Origin of the sequence: Pusillimonas sp. SM2304, from assembly GCF_031628915.1 — a bacterium.
In the GTDB taxonomy this organism is placed as follows: Bacteria; Pseudomonadota; Gammaproteobacteria; order Burkholderiales; family Burkholderiaceae_B; genus Pusillimonas_C.
This window is the reverse complement of record NZ_JAVLUJ010000003.1, coordinates 24,298-47,242: the sequence shown is the minus strand read 5'-3', so window position 1 is coordinate 47,242 and position 22,945 is coordinate 24,298. Positions and strand designations below refer to the sequence as shown.

Annotated in this window: 29 protein-coding genes; 6 read left to right on the top strand and 23 right to left on the bottom strand. The window is 60.1% G+C overall.

Going from position 1 to position 22,945, the window contains the following annotated elements:
• Window positions 1-2 precede the first annotated feature (2 nt).
• The 6 genes from RE432_RS15145 to RE432_RS15120 all read left to right on the top strand — a co-directional run bounded on the left by RE432_RS15145 (window position 3) and on the right by RE432_RS15120 (window position 6,466).
• Complete coding sequence (locus tag RE432_RS15145) at window positions 3-1,964, top strand: FimV/HubP family polar landmark protein (protein WP_310934333.1); 1,962 nt, start codon at window positions 3-5, stop codon at window positions 1,962-1,964.
• Window positions 1,965-1,969: 5 nt separating this feature from the next.
• Window positions 1,970-2,782: a tRNA pseudouridine(38-40) synthase TruA gene (gene truA, locus RE432_RS15140; protein ID WP_310934332.1), complete on the top strand. Its 813-nt coding sequence runs from the start codon at window positions 1,970-1,972 to the stop codon at window positions 2,780-2,782.
• Between the two features lie 161 nt (window positions 2,783-2,943).
• Window positions 2,944-3,573 carry a TRAP transporter small permease subunit gene (locus RE432_RS15135; RefSeq protein ID WP_310934331.1) on the top strand — a complete coding sequence of 210 codons (630 nt, stop codon included), beginning with the start codon at window positions 2,944-2,946 and terminating at the stop codon, window positions 3,571-3,573.
• Between the two features lie 2 nt (window positions 3,574-3,575).
• Window positions 3,576-5,297: a TRAP transporter large permease subunit gene (locus RE432_RS15130; RefSeq protein ID WP_310934330.1), complete on the top strand. Its 1,722-nt coding sequence runs from the start codon at window positions 3,576-3,578 to the stop codon at window positions 5,295-5,297.
• A gap of 6 nt (window positions 5,298-5,303) precedes the next feature.
• Window positions 5,304-5,975, top strand: a complete 672-nt coding sequence (locus RE432_RS15125; RefSeq protein WP_310934329.1) for a phosphoribosylanthranilate isomerase — start codon at window positions 5,304-5,306, stop codon at window positions 5,973-5,975.
• Between the two features lie 56 nt (window positions 5,976-6,031).
• The gene (locus tag RE432_RS15120) at window positions 6,032-6,466 is read left to right on the top strand and encodes a GNAT family N-acetyltransferase (protein WP_310934328.1); all 435 of its coding nucleotides are present in this window, start codon (window positions 6,032-6,034) and stop codon (window positions 6,464-6,466) included.
• Window positions 6,467-6,667: 201 nt separating this feature from the next.
• Here RE432_RS15120 and RE432_RS15115 read toward each other — a convergent pair whose 3' ends face one another.
• From RE432_RS15115 to RE432_RS15005, 23 genes are all read right to left on the bottom strand, one after another.
• Complete coding sequence (locus RE432_RS15115) at window positions 6,668-6,904, bottom strand: AlpA family phage regulatory protein (protein WP_310934327.1); 237 nt, start codon at window positions 6,902-6,904, stop codon at window positions 6,668-6,670.
• A gap of 90 nt (window positions 6,905-6,994) precedes the next feature.
• Entirely contained in the window at window positions 6,995-7,444 is a 450-nt protein-coding gene (locus RE432_RS15110; RefSeq protein ID WP_310934326.1) for a hypothetical protein, read from the bottom strand.
• Complete coding sequence (locus tag RE432_RS15105) at window positions 7,444-7,713, bottom strand: hypothetical protein (RefSeq protein ID WP_310934324.1); 270 nt, start codon at window positions 7,711-7,713, stop codon at window positions 7,444-7,446. Before RE432_RS15105 ends, RE432_RS15110 begins: the two co-directional genes overlap by 1 nt.
• The gene (locus tag RE432_RS15100; RefSeq protein WP_310934322.1) at window positions 7,710-7,919 is read right to left on the bottom strand and encodes a hypothetical protein; all 210 of its coding nucleotides are present in this window, start codon (window positions 7,917-7,919) and stop codon (window positions 7,710-7,712) included. The genes RE432_RS15105 and RE432_RS15100 overlap by 4 nt, the downstream gene beginning before the upstream one ends.
• A 24-nt stretch (window positions 7,920-7,943) precedes the next feature.
• A complete protein-coding gene (locus tag RE432_RS15095; RefSeq protein ID WP_310934320.1) occupies window positions 7,944-8,336 on the bottom strand; it encodes a hypothetical protein in 393 nt (130 codons plus the stop codon).
• On the bottom strand, window positions 8,337-9,635 hold the full coding sequence (locus RE432_RS15090; protein ID WP_310934318.1) for a hypothetical protein: 1,299 nt from the start codon (window positions 9,633-9,635) through the stop codon (window positions 8,337-8,339).
• Window positions 9,598-9,930: a hypothetical protein gene (locus tag RE432_RS15085; protein ID WP_310934316.1), complete on the bottom strand. Its 333-nt coding sequence runs from the start codon at window positions 9,928-9,930 to the stop codon at window positions 9,598-9,600. The genes RE432_RS15090 and RE432_RS15085 overlap by 38 nt, the downstream gene beginning before the upstream one ends.
• Window positions 9,917-10,102, bottom strand: a complete 186-nt coding sequence (locus RE432_RS15080; RefSeq protein WP_310934315.1) for a hypothetical protein — start codon at window positions 10,100-10,102, stop codon at window positions 9,917-9,919. Before RE432_RS15080 ends, RE432_RS15085 begins: the two co-directional genes overlap by 14 nt.
• Entirely contained in the window at window positions 10,099-10,335 is a 237-nt protein-coding gene (locus RE432_RS15075; RefSeq protein WP_310934314.1) for a hypothetical protein, read from the bottom strand. The genes RE432_RS15080 and RE432_RS15075 overlap by 4 nt, the downstream gene beginning before the upstream one ends.
• Window positions 10,332-10,919, bottom strand: a complete 588-nt coding sequence (locus RE432_RS15070) for a hypothetical protein (protein ID WP_310934313.1) — start codon at window positions 10,917-10,919, stop codon at window positions 10,332-10,334. The genes RE432_RS15075 and RE432_RS15070 overlap by 4 nt, the downstream gene beginning before the upstream one ends.
• Before the next feature lie 70 nt (window positions 10,920-10,989).
• Window positions 10,990-11,460: a hypothetical protein gene (locus RE432_RS15065; protein WP_310934312.1), complete on the bottom strand. Its 471-nt coding sequence runs from the start codon at window positions 11,458-11,460 to the stop codon at window positions 10,990-10,992.
• A gap of 70 nt (window positions 11,461-11,530) precedes the next feature.
• Window positions 11,531-14,092, bottom strand: coding sequence for a DNA methyltransferase (locus tag RE432_RS15060; RefSeq protein ID WP_310934311.1), 2,562 nt, complete (start codon window positions 14,090-14,092; stop codon window positions 11,531-11,533).
• A gap of 35 nt (window positions 14,093-14,127) precedes the next feature.
• Window positions 14,128-14,610: a hypothetical protein gene (locus RE432_RS15055; protein WP_310934310.1), complete on the bottom strand. Its 483-nt coding sequence runs from the start codon at window positions 14,608-14,610 to the stop codon at window positions 14,128-14,130.
• Complete coding sequence (locus RE432_RS15050) at window positions 14,607-16,556, bottom strand: DNA cytosine methyltransferase (protein ID WP_310934309.1); 1,950 nt, start codon at window positions 16,554-16,556, stop codon at window positions 14,607-14,609. Before RE432_RS15050 ends, RE432_RS15055 begins: the two co-directional genes overlap by 4 nt.
• Entirely contained in the window at window positions 16,556-17,017 is a 462-nt protein-coding gene (locus tag RE432_RS15045) for a zinc-finger-containing protein (RefSeq protein WP_310934307.1), read from the bottom strand. The genes RE432_RS15050 and RE432_RS15045 overlap by 1 nt, the downstream gene beginning before the upstream one ends.
• The gene (locus tag RE432_RS15040; RefSeq protein WP_310934306.1) at window positions 17,010-17,468 is read right to left on the bottom strand and encodes a hypothetical protein; all 459 of its coding nucleotides are present in this window, start codon (window positions 17,466-17,468) and stop codon (window positions 17,010-17,012) included. Before RE432_RS15040 ends, RE432_RS15045 begins: the two co-directional genes overlap by 8 nt.
• Window positions 17,465-18,091: a 3'-5' exonuclease gene (locus tag RE432_RS15035; protein WP_310934305.1), complete on the bottom strand. Its 627-nt coding sequence runs from the start codon at window positions 18,089-18,091 to the stop codon at window positions 17,465-17,467. The genes RE432_RS15040 and RE432_RS15035 overlap by 4 nt, the downstream gene beginning before the upstream one ends.
• Window positions 18,092-18,094: 3 nt before the next feature.
• Complete coding sequence (locus RE432_RS15030) at window positions 18,095-18,628, bottom strand: hypothetical protein (RefSeq protein WP_310934304.1); 534 nt, start codon at window positions 18,626-18,628, stop codon at window positions 18,095-18,097.
• 99 nt (window positions 18,629-18,727) lie between these two features.
• A complete protein-coding gene (locus RE432_RS15025; RefSeq protein WP_310934303.1) occupies window positions 18,728-19,078 on the bottom strand; it encodes a hypothetical protein in 351 nt (116 codons plus the stop codon).
• A gap of 8 nt (window positions 19,079-19,086) precedes the next feature.
• Window positions 19,087-19,590 carry a hypothetical protein gene (locus tag RE432_RS15020; RefSeq protein WP_310934302.1) on the bottom strand — a complete coding sequence of 168 codons (504 nt, stop codon included), beginning with the start codon at window positions 19,588-19,590 and terminating at the stop codon, window positions 19,087-19,089.
• Between the two features lie 11 nt (window positions 19,591-19,601).
• Window positions 19,602-21,374, bottom strand: a complete 1,773-nt coding sequence (locus RE432_RS15015) for an AAA family ATPase (protein WP_310934300.1) — start codon at window positions 21,372-21,374, stop codon at window positions 19,602-19,604.
• Window positions 21,371-21,652 carry a hypothetical protein gene (locus RE432_RS15010; RefSeq protein WP_310934299.1) on the bottom strand — a complete coding sequence of 94 codons (282 nt, stop codon included), beginning with the start codon at window positions 21,650-21,652 and terminating at the stop codon, window positions 21,371-21,373. The genes RE432_RS15015 and RE432_RS15010 overlap by 4 nt, the downstream gene beginning before the upstream one ends.
• 3 nt (window positions 21,653-21,655) lie before the next feature.
• The gene (locus RE432_RS15005; protein WP_310934297.1) at window positions 21,656-22,945 is read right to left on the bottom strand and encodes a recombinase RecT; all 1,290 of its coding nucleotides are present in this window, start codon (window positions 22,943-22,945) and stop codon (window positions 21,656-21,658) included.

Below are 22,945 nucleotides of genomic sequence, written 5' to 3'. Positions count from 1 at the left end.
AAATGCAAATGTCCCGTGGCGTGCCTTCATCGATTGTCTTGGTGTCGAATACTAAACCTTTGATAGGGGCGCTCGCAGCGGCATTGCTGGCGTGCTCGACCTCTTATGCGGCGAGCTTCGGGCATTCGCGTCTCGTCTCCGGGCTGGGCCAGCCCCTGCACATCAATGTGCCGGTCACCCAGCTAAGCGCCGACGACCTACGCAGTTTTTCCGCCGTTCCGGCGCCCGCCGCCGCCTGGGATCAGGCAGGGCTGACGCCACCGGTCGACCTGGCCAGCCTGCACCTGCATCTGGTGGACGGCTACGCCCCGGGCAGCAAGCTGATACAGGTGCGCTCCGACCAGGCGTTCAACAAGCCCGTGGCCGATCTGCTGCTCGACATCAGCACGGCAACGGGCCACCAGCGTTATCAGGTCAGCCTGCTGACGCACGCCCAGTCCGACGCCGCGGCTATGCCACAGCCGGGCAGCGGGTCCATGGCCGGCACGACGCCGTCAGACGTCCCGCAGACCGCGATCCATGTCAGGCGGGGCGACACCATGTTCGCCATCGCCGGGCGCCACGCCGTATCCGGTGTGACCGTCTATCAAATGATGATTGCGCTGCAGCGCGCCAATCCGCAGGCGTTCATTCACGACAATCTTAATCTGGTCAAGGCGGGCGCCACCTTGACGATGCCGGACAGAGCCGCTTTGACGGCTATTTCCGACCGCGAGGCCCGCCGCCTTTTCCAGCAGCAGGCCCAGGCTTTTGCCCAGTACCGTCAGCGTGCGGCGGCAAGCACCGCCCCGGTCGAGCACGGTAGCGCCGCCGCGGGTGTAGTCACCAGCGCGGGCCAGGCTGCAGAGCCGGAGTCCGCGGCGGGGCCGCAAGATCAGCTTCGCCTGTCCGGGGCGCAAGCGGCGCCGGCTGGCAACCGGGGCGGCAGCGCCGCCGGAACGGCCGGCTCGGGTGATGCCAGTGCGGCCGCCGACGATGCCGCCGCCACACGTAAAGGCATTGCCGATTCCGAGCAGCGTGTTTCGCAGCTCGAGGAAAATGTCAGAACCCTGAATGAAGCCTTGCGTTCCCAAGGCGGAGCGGCATCCGATCTGGTCATCGACAGTGCGAAAGGCCTGAGCCAATCCATCGCCGAGGCGACGGCGGCGGTCACGGCCACAGACAACGACCGTGGCGACGCAAACGGCGCCTCGGCGCAAACCGGCGCTGAAGCGGCGGGGCAGCAAGGCGCCGCCGACCGCCATGGCGCGGCAGGGCAGGGTGCTGCGTCCGGCGGCAATGCCGCCAGCGGCGATAGCGCGACGACCGGCGGCAGCGGCAGCGCGGAGGGTTCCACTGCTGCCGGCGCTTCAGGCCGCCCGGGCAGTTCGGCAGCAGGCGGCGCTGCGGCAGCCAATGGCGCAACAAGCGGAAACGAAGCAGGCAGTGCTGCGGCAGGCAACGGCGCAACAAGCGGGAGTGCAACAAGCGGCGCTGCAGCAGGCGGCCAGGCCGGGGGCCAAGCAGCCGGCGCCGGGTCGTCGCCTTCCCAGGCAGGCACGCCCGCAGCGCCAGGACAGGCTTCGGGGGCAACGTCGTTGCAGGGTGCCGAGGGCGCAAACGGCGGCCATGCATCGGCCGGCGCGCCGGCAGGCAGCGCGGCCCAAGGGGGCGGCACCGGCCATCAGGATGCGGCAGCCTCCGATGCCGACCGGGCCGCCGAGACAGCAGAATCCATTTCAACAAAGGCGGAACAATCCGTGTCGTGGTTCCAAGAGCACATGCTGGGCGTCATTACCGGCTTGCTGGCATTCATCGTACTGATCATTGCATGGCTGCTGCGCCGGGCCAATGCGGCCCGCGACGAAGGACGCGACGGCAACACAGGGCCGATTACCGAAGCCATGGTCAAGGAAAAGCTCGAGCAGATCAACCTTGACCTTGAACAGCAGCCGCCCACCCGTTCGCGCTCCGATACGCGTTAATCGCCATGCCACGGATGGCGCTGGGCGTTGCCTATGACGGCTCTCGCTGGCAAGGCTGGCAGACCCAGCCGGGCGGGCTGACCGTACAGGACACGCTGGAAGCCGCCCTGGCCGATTTCCTGGATCAGCCGGCCGGTACGATTTGCGCCGGCCGCACCGATACGGGCGTCCATGCGCTGGGGCAGGTCGTACACCTGGATACCCTGGCCAACCGGCGGCTTGAGTCGTGGGTGCGCGGCTTGAACGCGCTATTGCCCGACAGCATTGCCATACAGTGGGCGCAGCCGGTTCCCGACAGCTTTCATGCGCGCTTTTCGGCGGTGTCGCGCACCTATGTCTATATTGTCCGCAACACACGGGTCCGTTCGCCCCTGATGCATGGGCGGGTGGGCTGGGTGTATCATCCCCTTGATCTGGACCGCATGCGGCTGGCGCTGCGGCGTTTGGTCGGCGAGCATGATTTCAGCAGTTTCCGCTCGTCGCAGTGCCAGGCGGCCAGCCCCGTCCGTACGCTGCAGGAAGCCAGCATCGAGCGTGTGGGTGATTTTTTCCTGTTCAGGTTCCAGGCCAATGCATTCCTGCATCACATGATCCGCAACTTGATGGGGGCGCTGCTGTATGTGGGGCAAGGCAGGCACGAACCCGCCTGGATCGATGAGCTGCTGGCGCAGCGCGACCGCCGCAGGGCGGCGCCTACCTTTGCGGCATCCGGCCTGTACTTGTCGGGGGTGGCGTATCCCGTCGAGTACAAGTTGCCCCTGGCCGATGCCGGCGACGCCTTGCTGTCGCACGTGGGCCTGGCCTGGCCCGGGGCCTGATTGCGGGCATGTACCAAGAGCCGGGCCTGTGGGGATCAGCTAGAATACATTCCGTTTCGGGCTGACATACATCGTTTATACTTTTTCGCTTTTGCGTGTTCAAGGCGTGTTTGCCACCCTGCCGTTTGCGCGCTTTTTGCCACCCTTGCTCAATGGGACCCATGAAATTCCTTCTTTCTATATCCAGCGTCATCGACAGTATCAATACCCGGGTCGGAAAAGCCGTCATCTGGCTGACCCTGGTCGTTGTCGTGGTCAGTGCCAGCAATGCAGTCGTGCGCAAGCTGTTCAGCATCAGCTCGAACGCCTGGCTTGAATTGCAGTGGTATTTGTTTGGCGCCATCTTTTTGCTGGCGGCTGGCTACACCTTCTTGCTTAATGAGCATGTCAGGGTCGATGTCGTGGCGCAGAGGTTTTCGCGGCGCATACAGATTTACATAGAAATTTTCGGGATCGTGTTTTTCCTGTTCCCCGCCTGCATGCTGATTTTCTGGCTGTCCCTGCCTTTCTTCTATGAATCGTTCGTCCTGCACGAATTGTCGTCCAATACGGGCGGGCTTATTCGCTGGCCGGTCAAGCTGCTTATCCCGATAGGGTTTCTGCTGCTCATTCTTGCGGGTGTCTCGCAGTTGATCAAGTGCATAGGCTATCTGCGGGGGGCCTGCCCCGATCCTTTGGCACGGCCCACTGGCAAGACAGCGGAAGAAGAGCTGGCCGAGGAAATCCGCCGGCAGGCCGAACTGGACACCCATCATTCAAGCAACCATATCGCAACAGGCAAGGGTCGTTAATCATGGAGTTTTTTGTCGACAACCTTGCGCCGATCATGTTCTTCAACTTGATCGTGTTTTTGCTGCTTGGGTTTCCGGTTGCCTTTTCGTTGGCCGCCGCCGGTATTTTGTACGGCCTGGTGGCCATTGAGCTGGGTCTGATGCAGCCGGCGCTGTTTCAGGCATTGCCGCAACGTGTGTTTGGCATTGTTGCAAACGACACGCTGCTGGCGGTGCCGTTCTTCACGCTCATGGGCCTTATCCTGGAACGGTCAGGCATGGCCGAAGACCTGCTTGAAACGGTAGGGCAGCTGTTCGGGCCGATACGGGGCGGGCTGGCCATCGCCGTCGTTCTGGTGGGCGCCATGCTGGCGGCCACCACCGGCGTGGTCTCGGCTTCGGTCATTTCCATGGGGCTGATTTCACTGCCCATCATGCTGCGCTACGGGTATGACCGGCGGCTGGCCACGGGGGTGATTGCGGCATCCGGTACTTTGTCGCAGATCATTCCGCCGTCCCTGGTCCTGATCATCCTGGCGGACCAGCTTGGCCGCTCTATTGGCGACATGTACCGGGGCGCCATGCTGCCGGGCCTGCTGTTGGCAGGCGCCTACATTGCCTATGTTGTGATTGTGTCGCTGATCAAGCCGGACAATGCGCCTGCGCTGCCGCCCGAGGCGCGCATCTACGACAGGCCGGACGGCAGCCGCGGCCTGCGCTCGCTGGCGGTGCTGGCCATTGTGGCGTCAACGGTGTCTTACTTCGCCACGCAATACTACTTCAGCGAGCATACCCAAGTGCCTGTCGACGAACGGGTGGTCATCAGCATGATGGCATGGGGCATTACCGCACTGGTGATCGCGCTGATCAACAAAGGCTTGCGTCTGGGGCTGTTGTCGCCGATTGCCGAGCGCGTCACCTTTGTCATGATCCCGCCGCTGTTCCTGATTTTTCTGGTCCTGGGCACCATCTTCATCGGTGTGGCCACGCCGACCGAAGGCGGCGCCATGGGGGCCGTCGGGGCGCTGGTCATGGCTGTTTCGCGCGGCCGGTTCTCCTTCAGCCTGCTCAAGCAGGCCATGGATACCACCACCAAGCTGTCGTGCTTTGTCGTGTTCATCCTGGTGGGCTCCACCGTGTTCAGCCTGAGCTTCCGGGGCATCAACGGCGATATCTGGGTCGAGCATTTGCTGATCGGCCTGCCCGGCGGCGAATGGGGTTTCCTGATCGTCGTCAGCCTGCTGACTTTCTTTCTGGCCTTTTTCCTCGACTTCTTCGAATTGGCCTTCATCATCGTTCCACTGCTTGGCCCGGTGGCCGACAAAATGGGCATCGACCTGATCTGGTTCGGTGTGCTGCTGGCGGTCAATATGCAGACTTCGTTTGTGCATCCTCCTTTCGGGTTCGCCTTGTTCTACCTGCGTTCGGTCGCGCCTAAGGACGATTACCGCGACCGCGTCACGGGCCAGATCATCCCCAAAGTGACCACGGGTCAAATTTACTGGGGCTCTATCCCCTTCATCGGCATACAAATCGCGATGGTCGTGGCGGTCATGGTGTTTCCGGGCCTGGTCATGCATTACAAACATGACGCGGTCATGCTGGACCCCGACTCCATCTCTTTCGGCACCGAAAATGTCTACGGGTCCGATTCCTATGGTTCGGATAATTTCGGCTTCGGCGGAGGGGCTGATGCAGATGCTGGCGCAGCCCCGGAAGATGACCCCGGCGCGGCGTTCAGGTAGGAAGACATGACCGACGCATTTTCTGCTCCCCGGCGTATTCGCGTCAAGATTTGCGGCCTGACCCGGCCGCAAGATGTGGATGCGGCCGTGAATGCCGGCGCCGACGCCGTTGGCCTGGTTTTCTACGGTCCCAGCAAACGTGCCGTCAGCCTTGAGCAGGCCATTGCGCTGCGCAAGGCCGTGCCGGCATTTGTCGACGTCGTCGCGCTGTTTGTGAATGCCGCCGAAGATCAGGTGCAAGAGGTCATCGATCAGGTGCAGCCGGATCTCTTGCAGTTTCATGGCGATGAAACCCCGGCGTATTGCGAAAGCTTCAACCGCCGTTACTTCCGGGCATTTCGCGTGGGCGGCCCGGGGCTGGATACGCCGGAACAGGTGTTGGCGGCTTGCCGGAAGTACGCATCGGCCAGTGCATGGCTGTTCGACAGTTACAGCACGGGCTATGGCGGCAGCGGCCTGCCGTTCGATCCCGCTTTGCTGCGGGATGTCAGGCAGGCGGCCGACAGCCGGCCCCTGGTGCTGGCGGGCGGGCTCAAGGCCGATACCGTGGCCCAGTCGGTCCGGGCGCTGCAGCCCTATGCCGTGGACGTCAGCAGCGGGGTGGAAGAAGCCCCCGGCATCAAATCGGCGCAGAAAATCGCCGCCTTCATGAAGGCAGTGGCGTCCGCGCAAGGCTAGGGCGGCGGCGTAGCGTTGTGCCGCGTCCTGGCCGCATCCGTCAAGGAAGGCAGAGCATGTTCATGATTCGTCCGATGCTGATCGAAGACTACGACGCGGTGATCGAACTTCTGAGGCAGACGCCGGGCGTTTCGCTTCGGGATGCCGACTCGCGCGCAGCCGTGCATCGCTATCTGGAGCGTAATCCAGGGCTGAGTTTCGTTGCGGAAATGGCCGGTCAGTTGGTCGGGTGCGTCATGTCTGGCCATGATGGCCGCCGCGGTTACCTGCAACACCTTGCGGTGCTGCCCGAGCATCGGCGCAAGGGCATCGCCAGCGCATTGGTTGAAAGCTGCCTGGCAAAGCTAGAGGCGCTTGGCATCATCAAAACCCACATCGATGTGCTGAAAACGAATGGGCCGGCGCATGCATACTGGGAAAGCCGGGGATGGGCGCCCAGAACGGATATCGACCGATACTCGTTTATTCGGGGCAAGGCCCAGAACGCTTAATGTTGTATTCGATCAGCGTCGTTGGTTGATGGTTGGTCAAACAGGCAACAAAAAACCCGCAAAGCGTTGAACAGTGCGGGTCATTGGGGCTTCTGCAGCTTATGGGGTGCCAAAAAAAGCAAGATAATGGTAGGCAGTACTGAAACGGTAAGATCGCTGCAAAGCCTTATAAGCTAAGGGTGGCGATATTTTTTTATCGATTCATGCCCCGATTCGTGCCCCTATATCTGGTGGGATGTAGCCGTCGGGTTGTTTAAGCCACGCCAAAATCTCACCGCCACGCCACAGAGTGCATTTTGGCGTCAGCTTTATGGGCTGCGGCGCCGCCTTAGCGGCCACCAGCCGGCGCCAGGACGATTCGCTGATCGGCAGAACGGGCATTATCTCGGCCAGGCGGTAAAGGCCTTTTGGGTCTATTTGGTTGATCGTCAGTGACATGGCAGTGTTTCCTTGATGCTTTGCCCTCCCTATGTTCCGGCACCCCCCAGTGCCGCTCGGTCGTTTTCAATACTTCGGTGATTCTTTCCTTCAATCTTCCTCCTTCGGTGCTGGCAGCAGGTTGTTCAGTTCCGCGTGTTCCAGAACGGTCTTGCCGCTGGGTAACAATATCTGGCCGAGGAACGCACCCTCAAAGGAAAGGATGCCGGTTTCTATAGCCATGACCTGGCCTTTGATCCAGTCGCGCAGGATTGAGTAAACCGCCACACTGGCGATATCCAGCGCCTTGCGCTCGTAGGCCTGCTTCGTGCCGGCCCGGCGGTGGGTCCATGGATTTTCCTTCAGCCAAGCGGCTGCATAGCCCTTGGTTGACGCTTTAACGCTGACCATCTTGCCGCGGTATTCGAACTGGACGATCAGTTCGCCGGCACCGTCGTCGACCATGCTGCCGAACTTGTTGCAGCCGAAGGCGCGCAGGACCTTCTGTATGTCGCCGAGGGCTTTGTCGCCACTTGTGGCGGTGCTGTAAGGCAGGGCCATTATTTCTTCTCCAGTAGGCTAGCTGCGCGGCGCAGATCACCAAACGTAATTCCAGCATTTTCGCCAGGGGCATGCGAATACATATCCTCTACGGTCATATCGTCCCAGCAGCCAACACCGGTCCAGTCCATGAACTCTGTGGCGAACGGCTGCAGGGCCGATTCAAGCGCGGATACTCGCTGTCGAAGCAGTGATATCTCGTCTGCCGCATCACGCATGGCCGGGATGCTTGGGGCAGGGCCGCGAAGGCGGGCGATGATGTCAGTCATTTAACCTCCAGCTTGATGGTTTCGGAATGGTGGCGCTGGGCCAGGACCCGGATACCGGTGGACCACTGGACGGGTTGGCCGTCGCTTTGATTGAGCAATCCGGTAACCGTGGACAGGCCCAGTTCTCTCAGCAGGCCGATCACATCAGTCGCAGTGGACAATGTAAGGTGGTCGTGATTGATCTCGATGATTGTGCGGGTACTCACTGTCGTTTCTCCAATCGATGCCGTTTACCGTCCATTTTGACCTCCATCGGTGTATTCGAACTCGATGCGGGTGACGATCGTGTAAGGCCGACAACCTTTGTGCGATGCGCAGAACATGTGCACCCACTCAGACGGCCAGTGATAGATCGGGTGATCTTCAAAGCCCTCCCTGCGTACTTCGTCCCGGCCGTAGTCCAGATCGTCCGTCATCATCTGCAACGGCTCCCGGCGCACGCTGACGATGCGAATCGGCGCCCGCAGCGGTTCGATCTTCTCTCCCGGGCGTAGGCCCATGCACTTGCGCACAGGGCGGATCAAGTCGCCCGGCTTGAGGAACGTCCACCCAAGGCGGCGGGTCACGTCCTTGGTGCCGGACTGAATCTGCTCTGTGGTCAGGGAAAAGCTCATGTTGCGCATCTACTTTCCCTCCTGCTTGGCGCGGGCGGCCAGTGCGGAAATACGCTCTGGAATGGTAAGCAAGCGCCCTTTATCGTCGCGGGCTGGTGAGCCAGCCTCATTCAACGCATCCTCTATGGCAAGCAGTACCGCCTCGTCACCGCCATCGAGCCACGACGGAGGCGCGGCAGGTGGCGCCGCCATCATTGCCTCGTAGCATTCCAAGTGGCTTGGCAACATCTCGCCCTTGGCAAGGTGCTGTTGCCCATATTGCGCGAGCTTAATGCGCTCTGCTTCGCGTTGTGGGTCGGTCATGTACTTATGGTGTCGCTGCGCGGCGGCAATTACAGATGACCACTTGACGCCTTTACCAAAGCGGGCATTACCCACCTGAGCCGGTGCATCCAGTTTCATGTCCTGCTGCGCTTGCCTGTCTGCCGGTGAGGCGGCAAGAACTGCACGCATCAAGTCAGCGCCATCCTTCGCCTGAACATTGCCGATAACTCGGGCGCCGGATTCCCATGCGTTGAAGGAATCCAGCAGTTCAGCAGCTACAGCGCGCAGGCCCAGCGGCAACCATCCGGTATTTCCGGAGGGTTGGGGCTGTGCGACAACGGGGGCGGTGATAGGCTGGTCTTTATTCCAAAGGAACATGCAGAAGTTCGCCACGTCGCGCGGGTCGCCTTTATCGACATGATTTCGCAGCATCGCGGACAATTCGGCGGGATCGCAAGCCTGCCATCCGCTACGGCCCTTTGTGCGAGCCAGCGCAAGCTTTTCCTTCATCGCGCAGGCGAAACTGTCCACCGCCAGATCGTCAGGGTGGAGAGGCTCGACCTTGATAACTGGCTCCGCGCTCGCGGCAGGCTGTGTCTTGGTGCGGTGAACGGCCTGCACCTCACCGCGCATCACGGCGGCTTCGTATTCAGCCTCCGTTCCGGCCCACTCCAGTGGGATAACCAGCTTGGTAGCCGATAGCGGCGGGGTGGCGGCTGGTTGTGGGGCGGCATACAGCGGCATCATCTGCCAAATTTCGGGTGTATTCCTATTTAGGCTGGTCACTGCTTGCCCATGACTCAGGGTGGCGGGTGACCATTCTGACCAGGCAGAAAAATATTCTGTTCCATCGTGGCTTTTCCCGAAGTAACGACGTTCCCGAAGCATGCAGGCTACCGGCCCCTGACACTGCTGTCGGTTTTCAATCTCAGCACGGATTTGAGCAATATCATCCATGTTGTACCTGCGTCCCTTGCTGTCAAAAATTTCCAACATCGGATTCTCCTTAAAACTGATCGTGAATATCAGGGTGGTTTGCGTCAACGCCGTGTTTTATGCACAGCGCTTTGAGCCGCTCGATGCGACGCTCCAGCATGAAGATTTCCTGATGCAAGCGATGGCGATAATCTTTCGGGCCGTTGGCTGGGTCGAATATGTTGATCCACATCTTTGCCCGGGCCCGATACGTAGCCTGCGATCCCGGGTCTGGGAGCCAATCAGCAGCGTGGGCAAGGTCATACGCGCAGCGCCTCCCGGCCTTGACGATCAGTTCCATGAGTTCGCGCTGGGCGCCTTCTGGCGTGTATTCGGTTGTCGAATTGGTGTTATTGGTTGTCATGGTTGCTCCCTCCCTGTTCCTGTACGGATATCGGGCAGTCCAGGCGCTTTATCAGTTTGTCATGCAGGTTCGGCTCGCCTGCGAACAGGACCATCAGTACGACAATGAAAATCCAGAATCCAAAATCGCCCATGTCGCCTTTGTTTGTGTCCTCGGTTTCTGCTTTCTTCATCGTTTTCCGTGTTCCAGTGGGGCGAGCGCTGCGCGGACAAGGTCATTGCCCAAGCCTTCGGCGCGAATCGCTCTGTGGCGCCAGGATTCAACCTCGCCTCGTAGGAAGTCGAGTTGCACCTGATGATCTGTGAACCGCACGTAGGCGCCGTCCGGCTTCTCGACCATGGCCGACCCGCCGACACCGTGTTGATACTTGCGGCCAAGATCGAATCGTTTGATGGGGTCCATCATTCTGTCCTGGTCACCGTTCCGTCCTGATTGATGCGGTAATGCATCGTTTGGGGCAGGGCAGGCGCGGCCAGGATGACGGGTATCGGTGCGGGGATGGCGTACTGTTGGGCGAAATCCGAACACAGACCCTGGTAGGTCAGCGCTTGCTTCACCTCGGGGGACACCTGGCACAGCATGTCGATACCGGATTGGCGAAGGCGGGAAGCTGTCATCCTGTCGCCGATCGCTTCAAAGTTGGCCGAGGCCTGCATCGTTCGCTCGAACCCGCGCAGCGCGATACAACTCTTCATGTCCACGGGTGCCGTGATGTTGATGGCCGCCAACCATCCAGAAGCACCGCCGCCGGCGGACACTGCGCAGCTATCGGGTGAGAAGCTGCCGTAAAAGCCCTGGCCGCCCAGCGCGGGAGTGCTGTATACCCTCTGGGTGCCCGGAGAGTCGTTCTGGAATGTGATGCCTTGGTGAACCCCGGCGTTCTGGGCCAGGCCCGTAGCCGCGGCATGCGTGGAGCTTTCCGCCGAGATTTGCGCGTGAGCAGTGCCGGCCAGTAATATGGCAGCGGCGGCAGCGATAAGGTGTTTCATGGTCGTTACTCCGTATTGTTGTCGCAAGGGCCGGTAGTGAGATACCGGCCCGCCTTTGCGCTTGTGGGGGTTAGAGCCCGCCGACGGCTACCAAGCCGCCGATGCCGATGATGCCGCCGATGGCTGCGGTTTCGAACGACGCTGTGCCCTTGGCCTTGTTAACGCTTTGGCCGCTGGCGATAGCACCGTTCTGGATGAGGCCTTCATTGTTGTAGACCGCCTGATTGGTGACACCAGCCGTCACGACATTGGCGTATTGGCTGGTGGCCGTTTGAATGGCTGCGCCGTGGTGATTGACTGCACCACCGACAACGGCAGTGCCGCCCGAGTTGGAAACCGCCGTTTGCAGGCTGTAGCCGGTGCCGGCGACGGTGCCGACGGCAACTGCTGCACCATCAGACTTGGAAGTGGCTGTGCCGCCGGCATGGCCAGCAAAGCCGGACGCGCCGCCACCGATGATGATGGCGCCGGTGCCGCCAGACGCTTGGGCCAGGCCCAGGCTGGCCGCAAAGATTACTATTGCTAAGATAGTGCGCTTCATGTTGATGCTCCTTGTGGTTGTTGCCGTGAGAAATAGCCGCCACGGCGCGGCATAAAAATGAATAGGGTGATCAGGTGACCTCATCCAGGTCGAACAGGGTCGGCATGCCGGCTTCACGCTCGGCAGCTGCGCAATAGACGGCACCGTCGAGAAAGTACGGGTGGCTGAGTTCTGCTGCTCGCCCTTTGCGGCCCAAACGGATGCTGCGATAGGCTGTTGTCATCAAGCCGCCGAAGGGGTCATAAATCCATTCGCCAGGCATAGACCACTGTGCGATCGCTCGATCAGCGATATCGAACTGCATGGGGCACAGGTGCATTTCCTTGCCCTTGGCCGACTGGGCGCCGTTCAGGGTGAGCATGCGGGTGATATCGGTCCAGACGTCGGGGTGCCAAGACTGCGGCTGCAACAGCATGAAGTCGGAGGGCAGCTTGCCATCGACCTCCAAGCTCTCGCCGATCTTGACATGGTGTTCAAAGTCGTACACTTGCTCCAGGCTGAATCGCTTGAACAGCTGGAAGATATCGGCGTGAGTGAGCCCATGAAGCTCTTCAGGGGTGATCTGACGATTGCCAGAGGAACGGGTAAAGCCGTGCGCGTCCAGTTGCCAGCGCGCCCTCGAATATCCCGTGCCCGGTACCATCGGCGCGTATCGCTCAAAAGGAATCTGGTTCCCTTCAGCATCCAGGCTCAGAGGCTTGTCCTTGACCACAGGCGTATCTGCGTAGCTTTTCTCTGAGCTGGTGGGGGGCTTGCGGAACAGCAGCAGGTATTCCGGAATACCAAAGCTCATTTTGCTGGCGTCCTTGCATTGCTCGGACCATCCCAGGCGGTATGTCTGGTTGTTTTCGCGTACCACGTCCGTGACGATGGTTTTCATGCCCATATAGGCAAAGCCATGGCGCTGGAAGTGCCGGATAACGTCAGCATGGAATGGATACACGGTCTGGAAGCCCATGCCGTTCAGCCCGCCCGGTACGATCCGGTCTTTTACATGGATGGCGGCCAGCCGGCCGGGTTGCAGCACGCGCAGCAGCTCGGGCGTTAAATAGTCCATTTGCTCGAAGAAATGGTCGTTTCCATCGGTGTGCCCAAAGTCGGAATAGTTCGGGCTGTATTCGTACTGGGTGGAGAACGGTATCGACGTCAGGATCAGGCCCACGCTATCGGTGTCCATGCGGCGCGTCTCGTCCACGCAATCGTTGTTCGCGATCAGATAGTTCTCGCCCTTGATTTCTACGCGCTCGACGCCCATCTTGCGGGCCAGCACATCGGCCATCGCCGCGGCGGATAGGCCGTACTTCCTGATGATCTCGGTCATTTTCTGGGTCATTTCGTCGTGCTGTTTCCACTTGCGTTCGAATTCGCGCCGTACGCTGCGCTCGGCAGTGGTGTGGATAAAGTCAATGCGTACTGCGTGGGTCTGCAAGAACCGTTGCAGCCTGTGAATAGCCTGAATTACATCGGCAAACTTGAAGCCGATACCCATGAAGATGGCCCAGTGGCAATGGCGCTGTAGGTTGCACCCGGAACCAAGCAACACTGGCTTGCTGGCAAGCTCTTGGATCGCTCCGTCGTTGAAAGCCAGGACTGCGGCCTCACGGTCATCCAGACCTTGGGCGCCGTAGACTGTGGTCAGGCCCGGGATGGCATGCTCCAGCGCCCGGCGTTCGTCCTCAAGGTCGTGCCACAGAAGGCGGTGGGCGGTAGGGTCTTCGGCGCGCAGGTCCATCAGCTTGGCCAGGCGGGAGGGCAGGCTCCGGCGTTTTTCGCGTGCGGCATCGACGATACCGATAGCTTCCTGAGCAAACATTTGTCCCTGGCCCAGGCTGTCGAAGTGCTGGCCCTGGTCGGACTCGACCTCGTGCCAACGCACGTCCAGCGGCGGCAGCACGTAGCCCTCGTCGCTGCACCCAAGATCCGAAGGCTTCTGCACGAATAGCGCCCATGACGACATCCAAAGCCAGAATTCGGCCTCTTTGTGTGGGTGTATGGTGAGCTCGTCGGCTTTGACGCTGTTGCGCTTGAAGAATCGGGTCTTGGCCTGCGACACGTCCATGATGCCCAGGAAAGCGCAATAGGCTAGCAGCTCTATATACTCATTCGGGCTGGGCGTTGCCGTAGCGACGAACCGGTACCGCACTTCCTGGCCACGGATGCGCTGAGACATATCCCGGCGGTCATCGCCAGCGAACAGGGCCATGAATTCACGAAACGTTTTGGTTCCGCCAAAGCCACGAAGGCATGCAGCCTCATCCAGACTGGCTACGCTGAACAGTCGGGGGTCGAGTTTGCCGTCGCGCACCGTTTCATAGTTGGTCAGGTAGATCCCTTCCGGATCGTCGCATTCCTCAATCCGGCGCACGAATTTGACCTTGATGCCCAACATCTGAGCATCCCGAATGAACTCTTGTCGAACACCTAGGGGTATCGTTATCAGGCCCATGCCTCCAGTATGATCACGGCAAATCCTCAGGACCTCCAACTGGATGACGGTCTTACCCAGCCCGAACGCGCAGAAGATCGCGCGTCGGCCGCCAGCAATCGCCCACTGCACGATCATCTTCTGGTGCTGCTTGAGTAGCGGATTGATGTCCGCCAGGTCGACATGGAAGCCAAGCGGCTCGGCCATGGCAACCTTATCGCGCAAGAAGTCCTCATAAGGCTTCACTGTGCACCTCGAATCTCGGCGCCCTTGGGTGCGGTTTCCCACCAGCATTCATCTACAGATGGACGATGCAGGAAATAATAGAATTCGTCCGACGACGAAGTTGCGCGCATAAACCCCCAGCGTTTCACCCGCTTGGCCCGGTGCGCAAAGAGCGTCCACACCGGCAAGGTGCGTCCATAGCGTTCCTTCAATACGACACGGTGGAACGAATCGCCCACAAGCGTGTTGAACCAACGGACCTCCTTTTTGCCACTGCGGGTTTCTTCCAAGTAGCTGCCAGCCAGGATGATCGAGAAGGCCCAAGGCCATGGGTGATCATGCAAGCCACGGTCTGGGTCCGAGCCAACGAACTGATGTAGGTAGAAGCGCACGCCCAGGAAGGTGCCAACGTAATAGCGTTCCAGATAGGGCGTGTCGCCGTCGCTGATGATGCGTGCTGGTAGGCGGTTTGTGAGGCGATGGAGTAGGAAGCGGATCATTCGTTACCTCGCACAGAAATAGCAATTGCAAAGGGCCGGACCCATATCGGCGTGCTGGATAGTTGGAAGGTCTCGCCAGCCCACGACAGCAGGATGGCCCGGCCGATCTCTTCGGCCATGGCTAGGGCGGCCGCTGGCGGTACCATGTTGCCGATATGCTCACGCCAGACTTGGTCGGATGTACCTTCCATGATCAGGGGGCCGTGTTCGGCGAAATCGTCCGGGTCGTAGTAGGACTGGATCGCGGCCAGCTCCAGGGTGGTGAAAGGGCGGTGCCAGGTTCCATCCATGGATTGGATGCGACACACGAGCTTGTCGTTCGGGGCCGGCATTGCTGGAACATTTTCTGGAACGTCCGAGGCGCTGTATGTTCCAGTGCGCCGGTCGGCTACGCTCCACCAGCCATTGTCATGGCACGCCGAAGCTGACACGGCCATGCTCGAATCGTTCCAGTGCTTAACGCCGTAGTGCCCGCCGGTCAGGTAGTTGTCACCCTTGGTACGCTGGATATTGGGCCGGGGATCTGCGACTGCATATGCACCCTGACCACTTGTGCTACCGCTGATAACTGCATTGGCCGTCGCGCTGTATGCCGTCACACCATACTTGGCGAACCCATGGCCGCCACGAGGGTCAGCAACGCATTGACCGGTTCCATGGGCGCTGGTGACCGCGTTGGCAGCGTCGGTGTATGGAACAATCCGGAACTCGTTGTTGTGTTTCGCCGCACCCAGGTGACGTGGATCAGCTACGCACTGACCGCCGGAACTCGGGCCATGACCGCCGCTTACAACGCCAGCGGAGCCATCCCAAGGAACGACTTTGTAGACGTTTTTATGTGTGTTTTCACCATAGGCGCGCGGGTCGGCTACTGCGAATCGGCCATTGCTTGGTAGGGATTCCCCCGCCACAGCGCCGGTTGACTCGTTCCAGCCGTTGACGCCATACCCCCCTGAGAAAACTTTGGCCCGAGGATCGGCAATGGAGAATGCGCCGTTCAGCGGAAGGCTTCTTCCCCGCACAGTTCCGACGGTTTCATCCCAGCCGTTCACTCCCATATAGCCGTTGTGGAAACTGCCTGGGACAATCAGGTAGTCGCGCAGGCATCCGTCCTCGACAGCCAGCCGGTTCAAGCTGCGCCAGTCCTTGCCAGCTTCAACAAAGGCCAGCCGGACCCACGTCTTCCACGCGAGGCGCGGTACTCGGTGCATGGGGCCTGCCGCTGGATCACCGGGCAGGTGCATGCGGTCCAGAATCTCGCCTACAGAGCGCAGCGGCCGTACTGGCGGTTCGTAGACCGCCGAGGGCATTTTCTCGGCGTGCCGGGCGACCAGAAGGAAGCGCCGGCGGCTTTGGGCCAGGCCCCCAATTTCGCCACAGTCGTGGACGGTTTCACGCACTATGTATCCATAGTGGCGGAACAGAGCAATGATCTGGTCAAGGAACTTGCGGCCGCGCGTCATGATGAGCGGCACGTTCTCGAAGATAAAGAACTCGGGCAGATCGTCCTTCCAGGCTTCCAGGCACAGCCAGACAGCGCGGAGAGTTAGGCCGTTCATCGCCTGGTACTTGATCGAAGCGGAGTGGGATTTCGCCAGCAGTCCAGAGAAACCCTTGCATGGAGCCGACAGGAACACGACGTTCGGCCGGTGTCCGTGAGCCGCTGCGCGCACGTCATCAGGCGTGACTTCCATCCAGCCGGCCGGTGGCTCGTGGCCGTTGATCGCTATGAACTGTTCGCGGCTGGACAGGTCGCGCACCGTGGTGGGGTAGCCGCCGAGCTTGTCGCAGTCGCGCACGGCAACAGCGTCAATGTCCATGCCGCCCACATAGACGAACTTTCCTTCCATGCCCGGGATACGAGGCTGGGCACGTTTGAATCCCTTCTTGCCGCCGCCCGAGCCGGGAAATAGGCCGAAGTGGTAAATGTTGCGAGTGTCGATCATCACGCCACCTTCCGCAGGTAGGGCGTGCACACATCCACCACACGCTGACACTGATCGATATCGAACCAGCCGATATGGCATTGGTCGACGTGAATCCCAAGCCGCCCGGCCAGCCATGTGTATCCAAGCTTGCGGGCCTTGTGCGGCCGGCAGCCTTCTATGGCGATCTTGCCGCGCCAGAGCGGGTCAAAGGCTTCATGCGCCGCCTTCTTGGCTTCGCGCAGCTCCTTATTGGCCGTGCGGCCCAGCGGCAAGACAGTGTTCGGGTGGCATCCCACAAAGGTGTCTGGGCAGCGTGGGCATACCCACAGCAGGCCGAAGTCTTTCCTATAGGGGTAGCGCTCGCCGCCGAAGTCGGTCAGCTTGGCCGGCGCGCGGCAGTATGCGCAGATAGCTGTGGTGCCGTTCCAGAACTGGTTGGGCGGCGGCACGGCCTGGCTGTTCGTTTGTAACTTACTCATGGATGATTCCTTGCTGCTCCAGTTGTTCTTTGATCCTGGCCTGCCGCAGAATGCTGACTTGATCGTCTGGGTCGCCCAGCGCCATGGCCCGTTGCAGCACCGGAAGGGCAGCTTGCAGTTCCGCCAGCAGCGTTTCTGTGATGGGGATCATGTATTTCAGGCATGCGTGTAGCTGGCGTAGTGGCTGCAGCGGTAGCGCACGGTCATGCCGAGCGCAAAACATCTCCAAGTGCCATACGACACCCTCCAAGGCCGCCGCGGTGTCGTGCCATCCACCGTCCCCGTCTTGGAACACCGGCGTACCCCTGTCGCTGACATCGACCGTGCCATCGTTGGCAATCTGATCGACGATTCGCTCCAAGGGACCAAGTACCAGCTGCGCGCCGACAATGAGCGGCGTACGCACCTGGCGGGGCGTGTATCGCTTGTTGCGGCGCTTAGCGGGCTTCATGGCTCAACCGATTCCTGATTGCTCAGGTCCTGGATGGCGAAGTAGACGGCTTTGCATGCATCGACGTCGGCCATAGCGCTGTGCGCACCGTCGAACGCCTGTCCAAAGAAGTGCGTATAGGCTTCGGTCAGGTTGGCGGTTTTGTAGTGATTGCGGCCGGCACGGATCATCTTCGCCGTGGGGGGGCACTTCACGATGGGCGTGGCCAGCTTGGCGGTGCATTGCGTGGCGCCAGCCTTCCACTTGTCGCCCAGAGATTCGGAAAAGATCGCCGGAAAGCGCTTGAGGGCAATCCGCAGGATGCGTGCGTCGAAGGTTTCGTTATGCGCAATCCGCGTACGGCCGTTCCAAAGCCCTAGGAACATGGCGACGGCTGATTCCTCAGCGATGCCCAGGTCATGAGCCTTTTCGGTCGTGATTCCATGAATGGCCGCTACTTCGTCCGGTATGGTCCAGCCGTTGGGCTTGATGATCACGTCAATGCTGCTGACAGTCTTGCGGGTATCCAGGTCGACCAGCGCCGCGGCCAGTTGAACAATATGGGGCTGGCGTGGGTCCTCAGAGGGCTCCGCGAACAAGGGAAGACCAGTGGTTTCAGTGTCATAGAAGAGGCCGTAGTTCATTGTCTATTCCTCGTCACCTATTAACTGCCCTTGTGAATCCTGAGGCGGCGAAATCGATATCGTCACTTCCTGGTCTTGAAGTGAATGTAGATAACCGGCCTGCTCGGGAGATGGGCTGCAATCTACGTTCAAGGTCACAATGACTGTGCCACCGTCCTGCGGGTCGAACTTAAAGCCGTGAACCTTGCAATCGTCCAGAACGATGTCGCTTTTTCCCCTCAACCCGTAATGCACCGTTACCGCTGCACCGGCTATGACTTTGTTGATCTGTATGACATTGGTCATGTTTGGGAACTTCAGGCGCGGAAGGTAATTCGGGTCGTCCAGCCTTGTATCTGCACTGTCCGCCATGTCGCTCTCACCCTCATGCGGCCGGCGATATAGCGAAGCCTTCAGGTCGGGGCTGAACTCCGACAAGACATCGTTAGGTGAGTGATACTTGAGCGTAAGTGTGGCGGCTGGTACGCGCTCGGGACCATGCTTCTCTGACCGCGATAGATAGTGCATGTTGGCGGACTGTTCGGTAGTTGAATACATTCAGGTTTTCCTTTCGATGGCGATAAAAGGGTGGGCAGCGCGGCGGCGGGATGGGGGGGGAGGGAGGTAACCGCCGCGCCTTGGGTGCCCGTAAACTGGTTAGACAGGGGTCTTGAGGCCAAACAGCGTGGGCTTAGCTGCGAATGGGCTGTTCTTTGAAAACAGCAGGGAATACATAAGCACGTCGGCGAGGTCATCAGCAGGCCCGCGCTTTGGTTCCAGGCTTGGTTCGCCCATACCAAGCTCTTTGGCCAGCCTGGTGAGCATGTCCTTGACGTTGATCAGGTCGTTGCCTTTGATGCCGGCTTGGCTTTTATGCGGCGTTCCGCTGAGCTGCCTGACCTGAGAAGACTGCAAACGCTCGATAGCAAGGCCGATGATCTGCTTTAAGGTCTCGACCTCGGCGTTGTCTACGCGCAGCGTGAATTGGTTGTTGGCGTAAGCTTCCATGGTTTTCCTTATGATTGGGAGGTGGGTTGCCAGAGGGCGCCGCGCTTGGCACTGCCCGCCGGTTGGAGAATGAAGACGTCGGCGCGCGGGGCACCATTGCGCACGGCTGCCAGGGCCGCAGCGCTCGCCCGGTGCAAACCGGTTACGACGCGCGGCTTGCGCTTGGGCACCCGGACAATGCAAAGCTGCTCGGTTTGCTCAGTGGTCAGGACGGGAAACGGGCCATCGTTGGGCGGTTCAGGCACAACCTGGGTAGCCTCGGTTTTGTCTTCCACATGGATATGCACGGCATCCATGTTCAATGTGGCACTTGGGGTCTGCAGCCATGAATAGCGATTGCCGTTTCGCCCGCCCGGTATGAGCTCGATCTGGCCGGCCTGGGCAAGTTGGCGTAGTGCCTTGCTGGTGTCGCCTTCGTCGATGTCGGCCATGCCGGCAATGACTTTCAGGCTCAAAGCTTGAGATGCGCTGCGCAGTACCTGCTCGACCGCTGATAAAGGTGTGATGGACATGGTTATGGTTCCTATGCAACTTCAGCCAGCGCTGCGGCAATCTGGCCCTCGTGAATCCAGTGGGCGGTGATGCTGTCGGGCAGGCCCGAGGGCTGTTGTTTGAGAGTGATGCCCACAAGGGCGGTATCGATTTGGCCTTCGGCGGCCAGGGCGTCGAGCCATTCCAGCAGCGCGGGCCGAGCGGTCGGCTCAAGCAAGTCGGCACGGTCCAGGACCAGCATCTTCAAACCGGATAGATGCGAGACCGCTTCCGCGAGCATTGCGTCGGTGCGCCACTGCTCGGACTCGGACAGCAGGGGGTGCGGGCGACCATCGGCGGTGATCGCCATGTCCGCAGCAATAGAAACCTGCATCCAGCCGGTTGTGTCGGCGCTGTGGCGCAGGCGGTCATTGACTGGCTTCAGTGCCGTACCCAGGATCTCGCCAGGTATGCCGTCGGGCGCAAGGGCCTCGGCCAATTCCAGCCATTGGCCGACATCCTCGTTGTATGCGTCGGCCTTCTCGGTATTGCTCTTTGCTACGCGGTTGGCTTCGGCGGCGCGGTCCAGCGCAATACGTTGCTGGTCCAGGCTTGTGCGTTGTGCGCGCAGCTGCTCAACCTGACTGCGTGCCGTATTCAGTTCCTCGGTCGTGACCGCTGGCACGTCCAGCGTGTCGGCTTGGCTGGCGGCATGCTCTGCGGCAGCAATATCACGACGAGCATTGTCGACAGCACGCTGCATGAGGTCGCGGGCCTTGACGGCTTCCGGTAGCTTGGCGGCGGCTTCGGCGTCTCCTTCGGAATCCAGGGTGCCGTGCTGGTTGCCGTATGCCTTCATGGCCTGCACGCTGGAGTTCCATACCTGCGAGTCAGTCGTTTCAGGCACGACGGTTCCCATGAAACCGTCCAACGCTCGGGCCAGATCGTGCACAAGGCCCACACGCGGCCCGGCGCCGGCACGCTGCTCCAAGTTCTTGACCTCGTCGACCCAGCGCTGCAGTTCCTTTTCGTCATGCTCGAGCTTTGTGCGCAGTGAAGGCAGCTTCTCGATCTGTTCCTTGCGGGCCGCATCGCCCTGGGCCCAGTTCTGATACTGCCGGTATTGCTCCTGCAGTCGACCAAGGTTCTGCGCATCCTCGCTGAGTCGTTCGTCAAGCCGTTCGATCTGGCTGGAAACATGCTTGAGTTCGGCAGCATCGAAGGGTGGAACATCCGCTTCCCAGTCCTTGGCCTTGTTGGCGCCCCACGTTTCGCCCGTGATCGCTTTCCAGTCAGCCTTGCTCTGTTTGGCCTGGTCTTTGGCGTACTCGACGGCAGCAGGGAAGCCAGCGCCCAGCAGCTTTATTACGGCCTTTTCGATCTTGACGGGGTCGCAGCCGCGGGCAATCAGCAGTTCAACTACCTTATTGCCGGTGATCTGGCAGCCAGTCAGGGCAAACAGCATGGTGCGCCGACCATCAGGCGTCAGTTTCGCAAATAGGGAAGGGTCGAGCACATACGGCAAGTACATGGACTCATTCACCGGGCCGTAGCGCTTGCCGTCGGGAAAGGATATGCCATGGGTTTCGCCCTGGACGATCACGTTTGCCCGGCCGTTCTTGGTGCCCTCGGTCACCAGCGCCGCATACTCCTTCTTTAAGGAAACGCGCAAGGGGTCTTCGCCCAGTGCCATACGCACGGCTTCCAGTGTGCTGGATTTGCCGGAGCCATTGCCGCCGGCAAAGATCGTGATGGGCGTTTCCAGGGGCACTTCGACGGCGCGCGCGCCCATGACGTTGCGGATATCGATGGAATCCAACTTCATGACAGTACCCCCTTTAAAGCGGCATTGGCCATATCGATCACGGGCTGTATCTGGGTAATTTCGGCCCTGTAGGCGTCCCTGGTCGCTATCAGCATCTGGACGCACTGTTCGCGAGTCTGCAATACAGGGATGGTGCCAACGTCTTCTACAAACACTTTGACATCGAGCCTGATTGGCCGGCCGTATCCGGTAAATGGCTCACGGGCAATCGCCTTATCAAGGGTTTCTATCCTCCCCTTGAGGTCCGCCACGTGTTCTATTGCTTGCCTGATGTTCATGCTTTACTCCATGCTCATGTTGGACGAGCGGCGGCGAGACGCTTTGCTGGGCTCGGAGTCCAGTTCGTCCAGGCGCTTTCGATAAGCTTCACCCAAGGCGTTGCCCTGATTCGGGTCGCAGTCCTGAATGGCATTTCCGGCCAGTTCCAGGGCTTCGTGGTCTTTGGCGTTTCGAATCGATGCCATCACACTGTTGTGATCGACATACCCTTGGTCCTCAGATGCAGGAGCCGACGATTCGGACTCCCGCGCCGGCTTACCGGCCTCGGCTTTCGCCTTCGCGGGAGTGGTGTTGGTAGTGCGGACCTCAACGGTTTCCGCATCGCGGGTGCGTGGCGTGAAGTTGGCCGTTTCGGACGGATCGTCTTCCAGTGCGGGCGGCTCGTAGCCGTTTTCAACTACCTCACGGGCAACATCAGGGTCGGCCATGGCTGCCAAGTCGATCACGTTGGCGTCTGCGCCGGAATCCAGCGCGGCGGCGGCATTGATGGGATCGCCCGATGTCAACGGCAACTGTTTGGCATGCTTCTTGATCGCGGACTTCGCAGCCATATCATCGAACCACATGACCCATGGCGTTTCTTCCAGATTGCGTTCGGCCTTCTGCTTTTCTTTCTGCTTGTCGGCTTCCTCGACTTTCCGCGCCAAGGAGTTGTAGGTTTCGGACTTGGAGCGAATCTTCAGGATTTCGTCAAGCGGCAGCACAACGGCCATTTCATCGCCACCGTCCAGACGCACATATGAGAATGCGCCGATCAGATCGCCGCGATCCTTCAGCGCCTTCCTGTATTTCAGGAATGCTTCGGTGCCGACCATATGTTCAAATAGGTCGCCTGCATGGATGGCTTCGGCCTGGATGCTGCGAATTACGGGGCTTCGGTGCGCCAGCGTGATGAATCCTCGATAGCCCACCTGGAACTGACATTCGTAAATCTCATCCCAAACCCATTTGCCATCGGGGCCGGTGACATTGCGCCCGTTTTGGTCTTTGCGAGGTGCGGATTTCTTGTAGGGAATCAGAAAAGCTTGTTGCTGCACTGTGTTAGGCTCCAGACCCAGCGCGGCCGATGCCATGAACGCACCCAGCACGCTTTGTGGTTCGCACATGGCAAGCTTTGGCGTTTTCTTGACGGCATTGACCGCCAAACTTAGGAACTTTTCAGCGGTGAAGTACTTGCCGGCAACCGCAGCAATACCTTTCTCAATGCGTGGGTCATCACGCAAATAACCGAGGATGGTTCGTTGGGGCTGGGCTTCGCCCGTAGTGACGGTACGCAGCTGTGATGCACTCAT

Bases quoted from the DNA above. Each gene is read 5' to 3' on its own strand.
- RE432_RS15030 (WP_310934304.1), bottom strand. From the start codon at position 18,628: ATGTATTCAACTACCGAACAGTCCGCCAACATGCACTATCTATCGCGG.
- RE432_RS15010 (WP_310934299.1), bottom strand. From the start codon at position 21,652: ATGAACATCAGGCAAGCAATAGAACACGTGGCGGACCTCAAGGGGAGG.
- RE432_RS15120 (WP_310934328.1), top strand. From the start codon at position 6,032: ATGTTCATGATTCGTCCGATGCTGATCGAAGACTACGACGCGGTGATC.
- RE432_RS15055 (WP_310934310.1), bottom strand. From the start codon at position 14,610: ATGATCCGCTTCCTACTCCATCGCCTCACAAACCGCCTACCAGCACGC.
- RE432_RS15110 (WP_310934326.1), bottom strand. From the start codon at position 7,444: ATGGCCCTGCCTTACAGCACCGCCACAAGTGGCGACAAAGCCCTCGGC.
- RE432_RS15080 (WP_310934315.1), bottom strand. From the start codon at position 10,102: ATGAAGAAAGCAGAAACCGAGGACACAAACAAAGGCGACATGGGCGAT.
- RE432_RS15105 (WP_310934324.1), bottom strand. From the start codon at position 7,713: ATGACTGACATCATCGCCCGCCTTCGCGGCCCTGCCCCAAGCATCCCG.
- RE432_RS15040 (WP_310934306.1), bottom strand. From the start codon at position 17,468: ATGAAGCCCGCTAAGCGCCGCAACAAGCGATACACGCCCCGCCAGGTG.
- RE432_RS15095 (WP_310934320.1), bottom strand. From the start codon at position 8,336: ATGCGCAACATGAGCTTTTCCCTGACCACAGAGCAGATTCAGTCCGGC.
- RE432_RS15070 (WP_310934313.1), bottom strand. From the start codon at position 10,919: ATGAAACACCTTATCGCTGCCGCCGCTGCCATATTACTGGCCGGCACT.
- RE432_RS15145 (WP_310934333.1), top strand. From the start codon at position 3: ATGCAAATGTCCCGTGGCGTGCCTTCATCGATTGTCTTGGTGTCGAAT.
- RE432_RS15075 (WP_310934314.1), bottom strand. From the start codon at position 10,335: ATGATGGACCCCATCAAACGATTCGATCTTGGCCGCAAGTATCAACAC.
- RE432_RS15065 (WP_310934312.1), bottom strand. From the start codon at position 11,460: ATGAAGCGCACTATCTTAGCAATAGTAATCTTTGCGGCCAGCCTGGGC.
- RE432_RS15005 (WP_310934297.1), bottom strand. From the start codon at position 22,945: ATGAGTGCATCACAGCTGCGTACCGTCACTACGGGCGAAGCCCAGCCC.
- RE432_RS15035 (WP_310934305.1), bottom strand. From the start codon at position 18,091: ATGAACTACGGCCTCTTCTATGACACTGAAACCACTGGTCTTCCCTTG.
- RE432_RS15135 (WP_310934331.1), top strand. From the start codon at position 2,944: ATGAAATTCCTTCTTTCTATATCCAGCGTCATCGACAGTATCAATACC.
- RE432_RS15130 (WP_310934330.1), top strand. From the start codon at position 3,576: ATGGAGTTTTTTGTCGACAACCTTGCGCCGATCATGTTCTTCAACTTG.
- RE432_RS15115 (WP_310934327.1), bottom strand. From the start codon at position 6,904: ATGTCACTGACGATCAACCAAATAGACCCAAAAGGCCTTTACCGCCTG.
- RE432_RS15045 (WP_310934307.1), bottom strand. From the start codon at position 17,017: ATGAGTAAGTTACAAACGAACAGCCAGGCCGTGCCGCCGCCCAACCAG.
- RE432_RS15020 (WP_310934302.1), bottom strand. From the start codon at position 19,590: ATGTCCATCACACCTTTATCAGCGGTCGAGCAGGTACTGCGCAGCGCA.
- RE432_RS15025 (WP_310934303.1), bottom strand. From the start codon at position 19,078: ATGGAAGCTTACGCCAACAACCAATTCACGCTGCGCGTAGACAACGCC.
- RE432_RS15015 (WP_310934300.1), bottom strand. From the start codon at position 21,374: ATGAAGTTGGATTCCATCGATATCCGCAACGTCATGGGCGCGCGCGCC.
- truA (WP_310934332.1), top strand. From the start codon at position 1,970: ATGCCACGGATGGCGCTGGGCGTTGCCTATGACGGCTCTCGCTGGCAA.
- RE432_RS15125 (WP_310934329.1), top strand. From the start codon at position 5,304: ATGACCGACGCATTTTCTGCTCCCCGGCGTATTCGCGTCAAGATTTGC.
- RE432_RS15060 (WP_310934311.1), bottom strand. From the start codon at position 14,092: ATGGCCGAGCCGCTTGGCTTCCATGTCGACCTGGCGGACATCAATCCG.
- RE432_RS15050 (WP_310934309.1), bottom strand. From the start codon at position 16,556: ATGATCGACACTCGCAACATTTACCACTTCGGCCTATTTCCCGGCTCG.
- RE432_RS15085 (WP_310934316.1), bottom strand. From the start codon at position 9,930: ATGACAACCAATAACACCAATTCGACAACCGAATACACGCCAGAAGGC.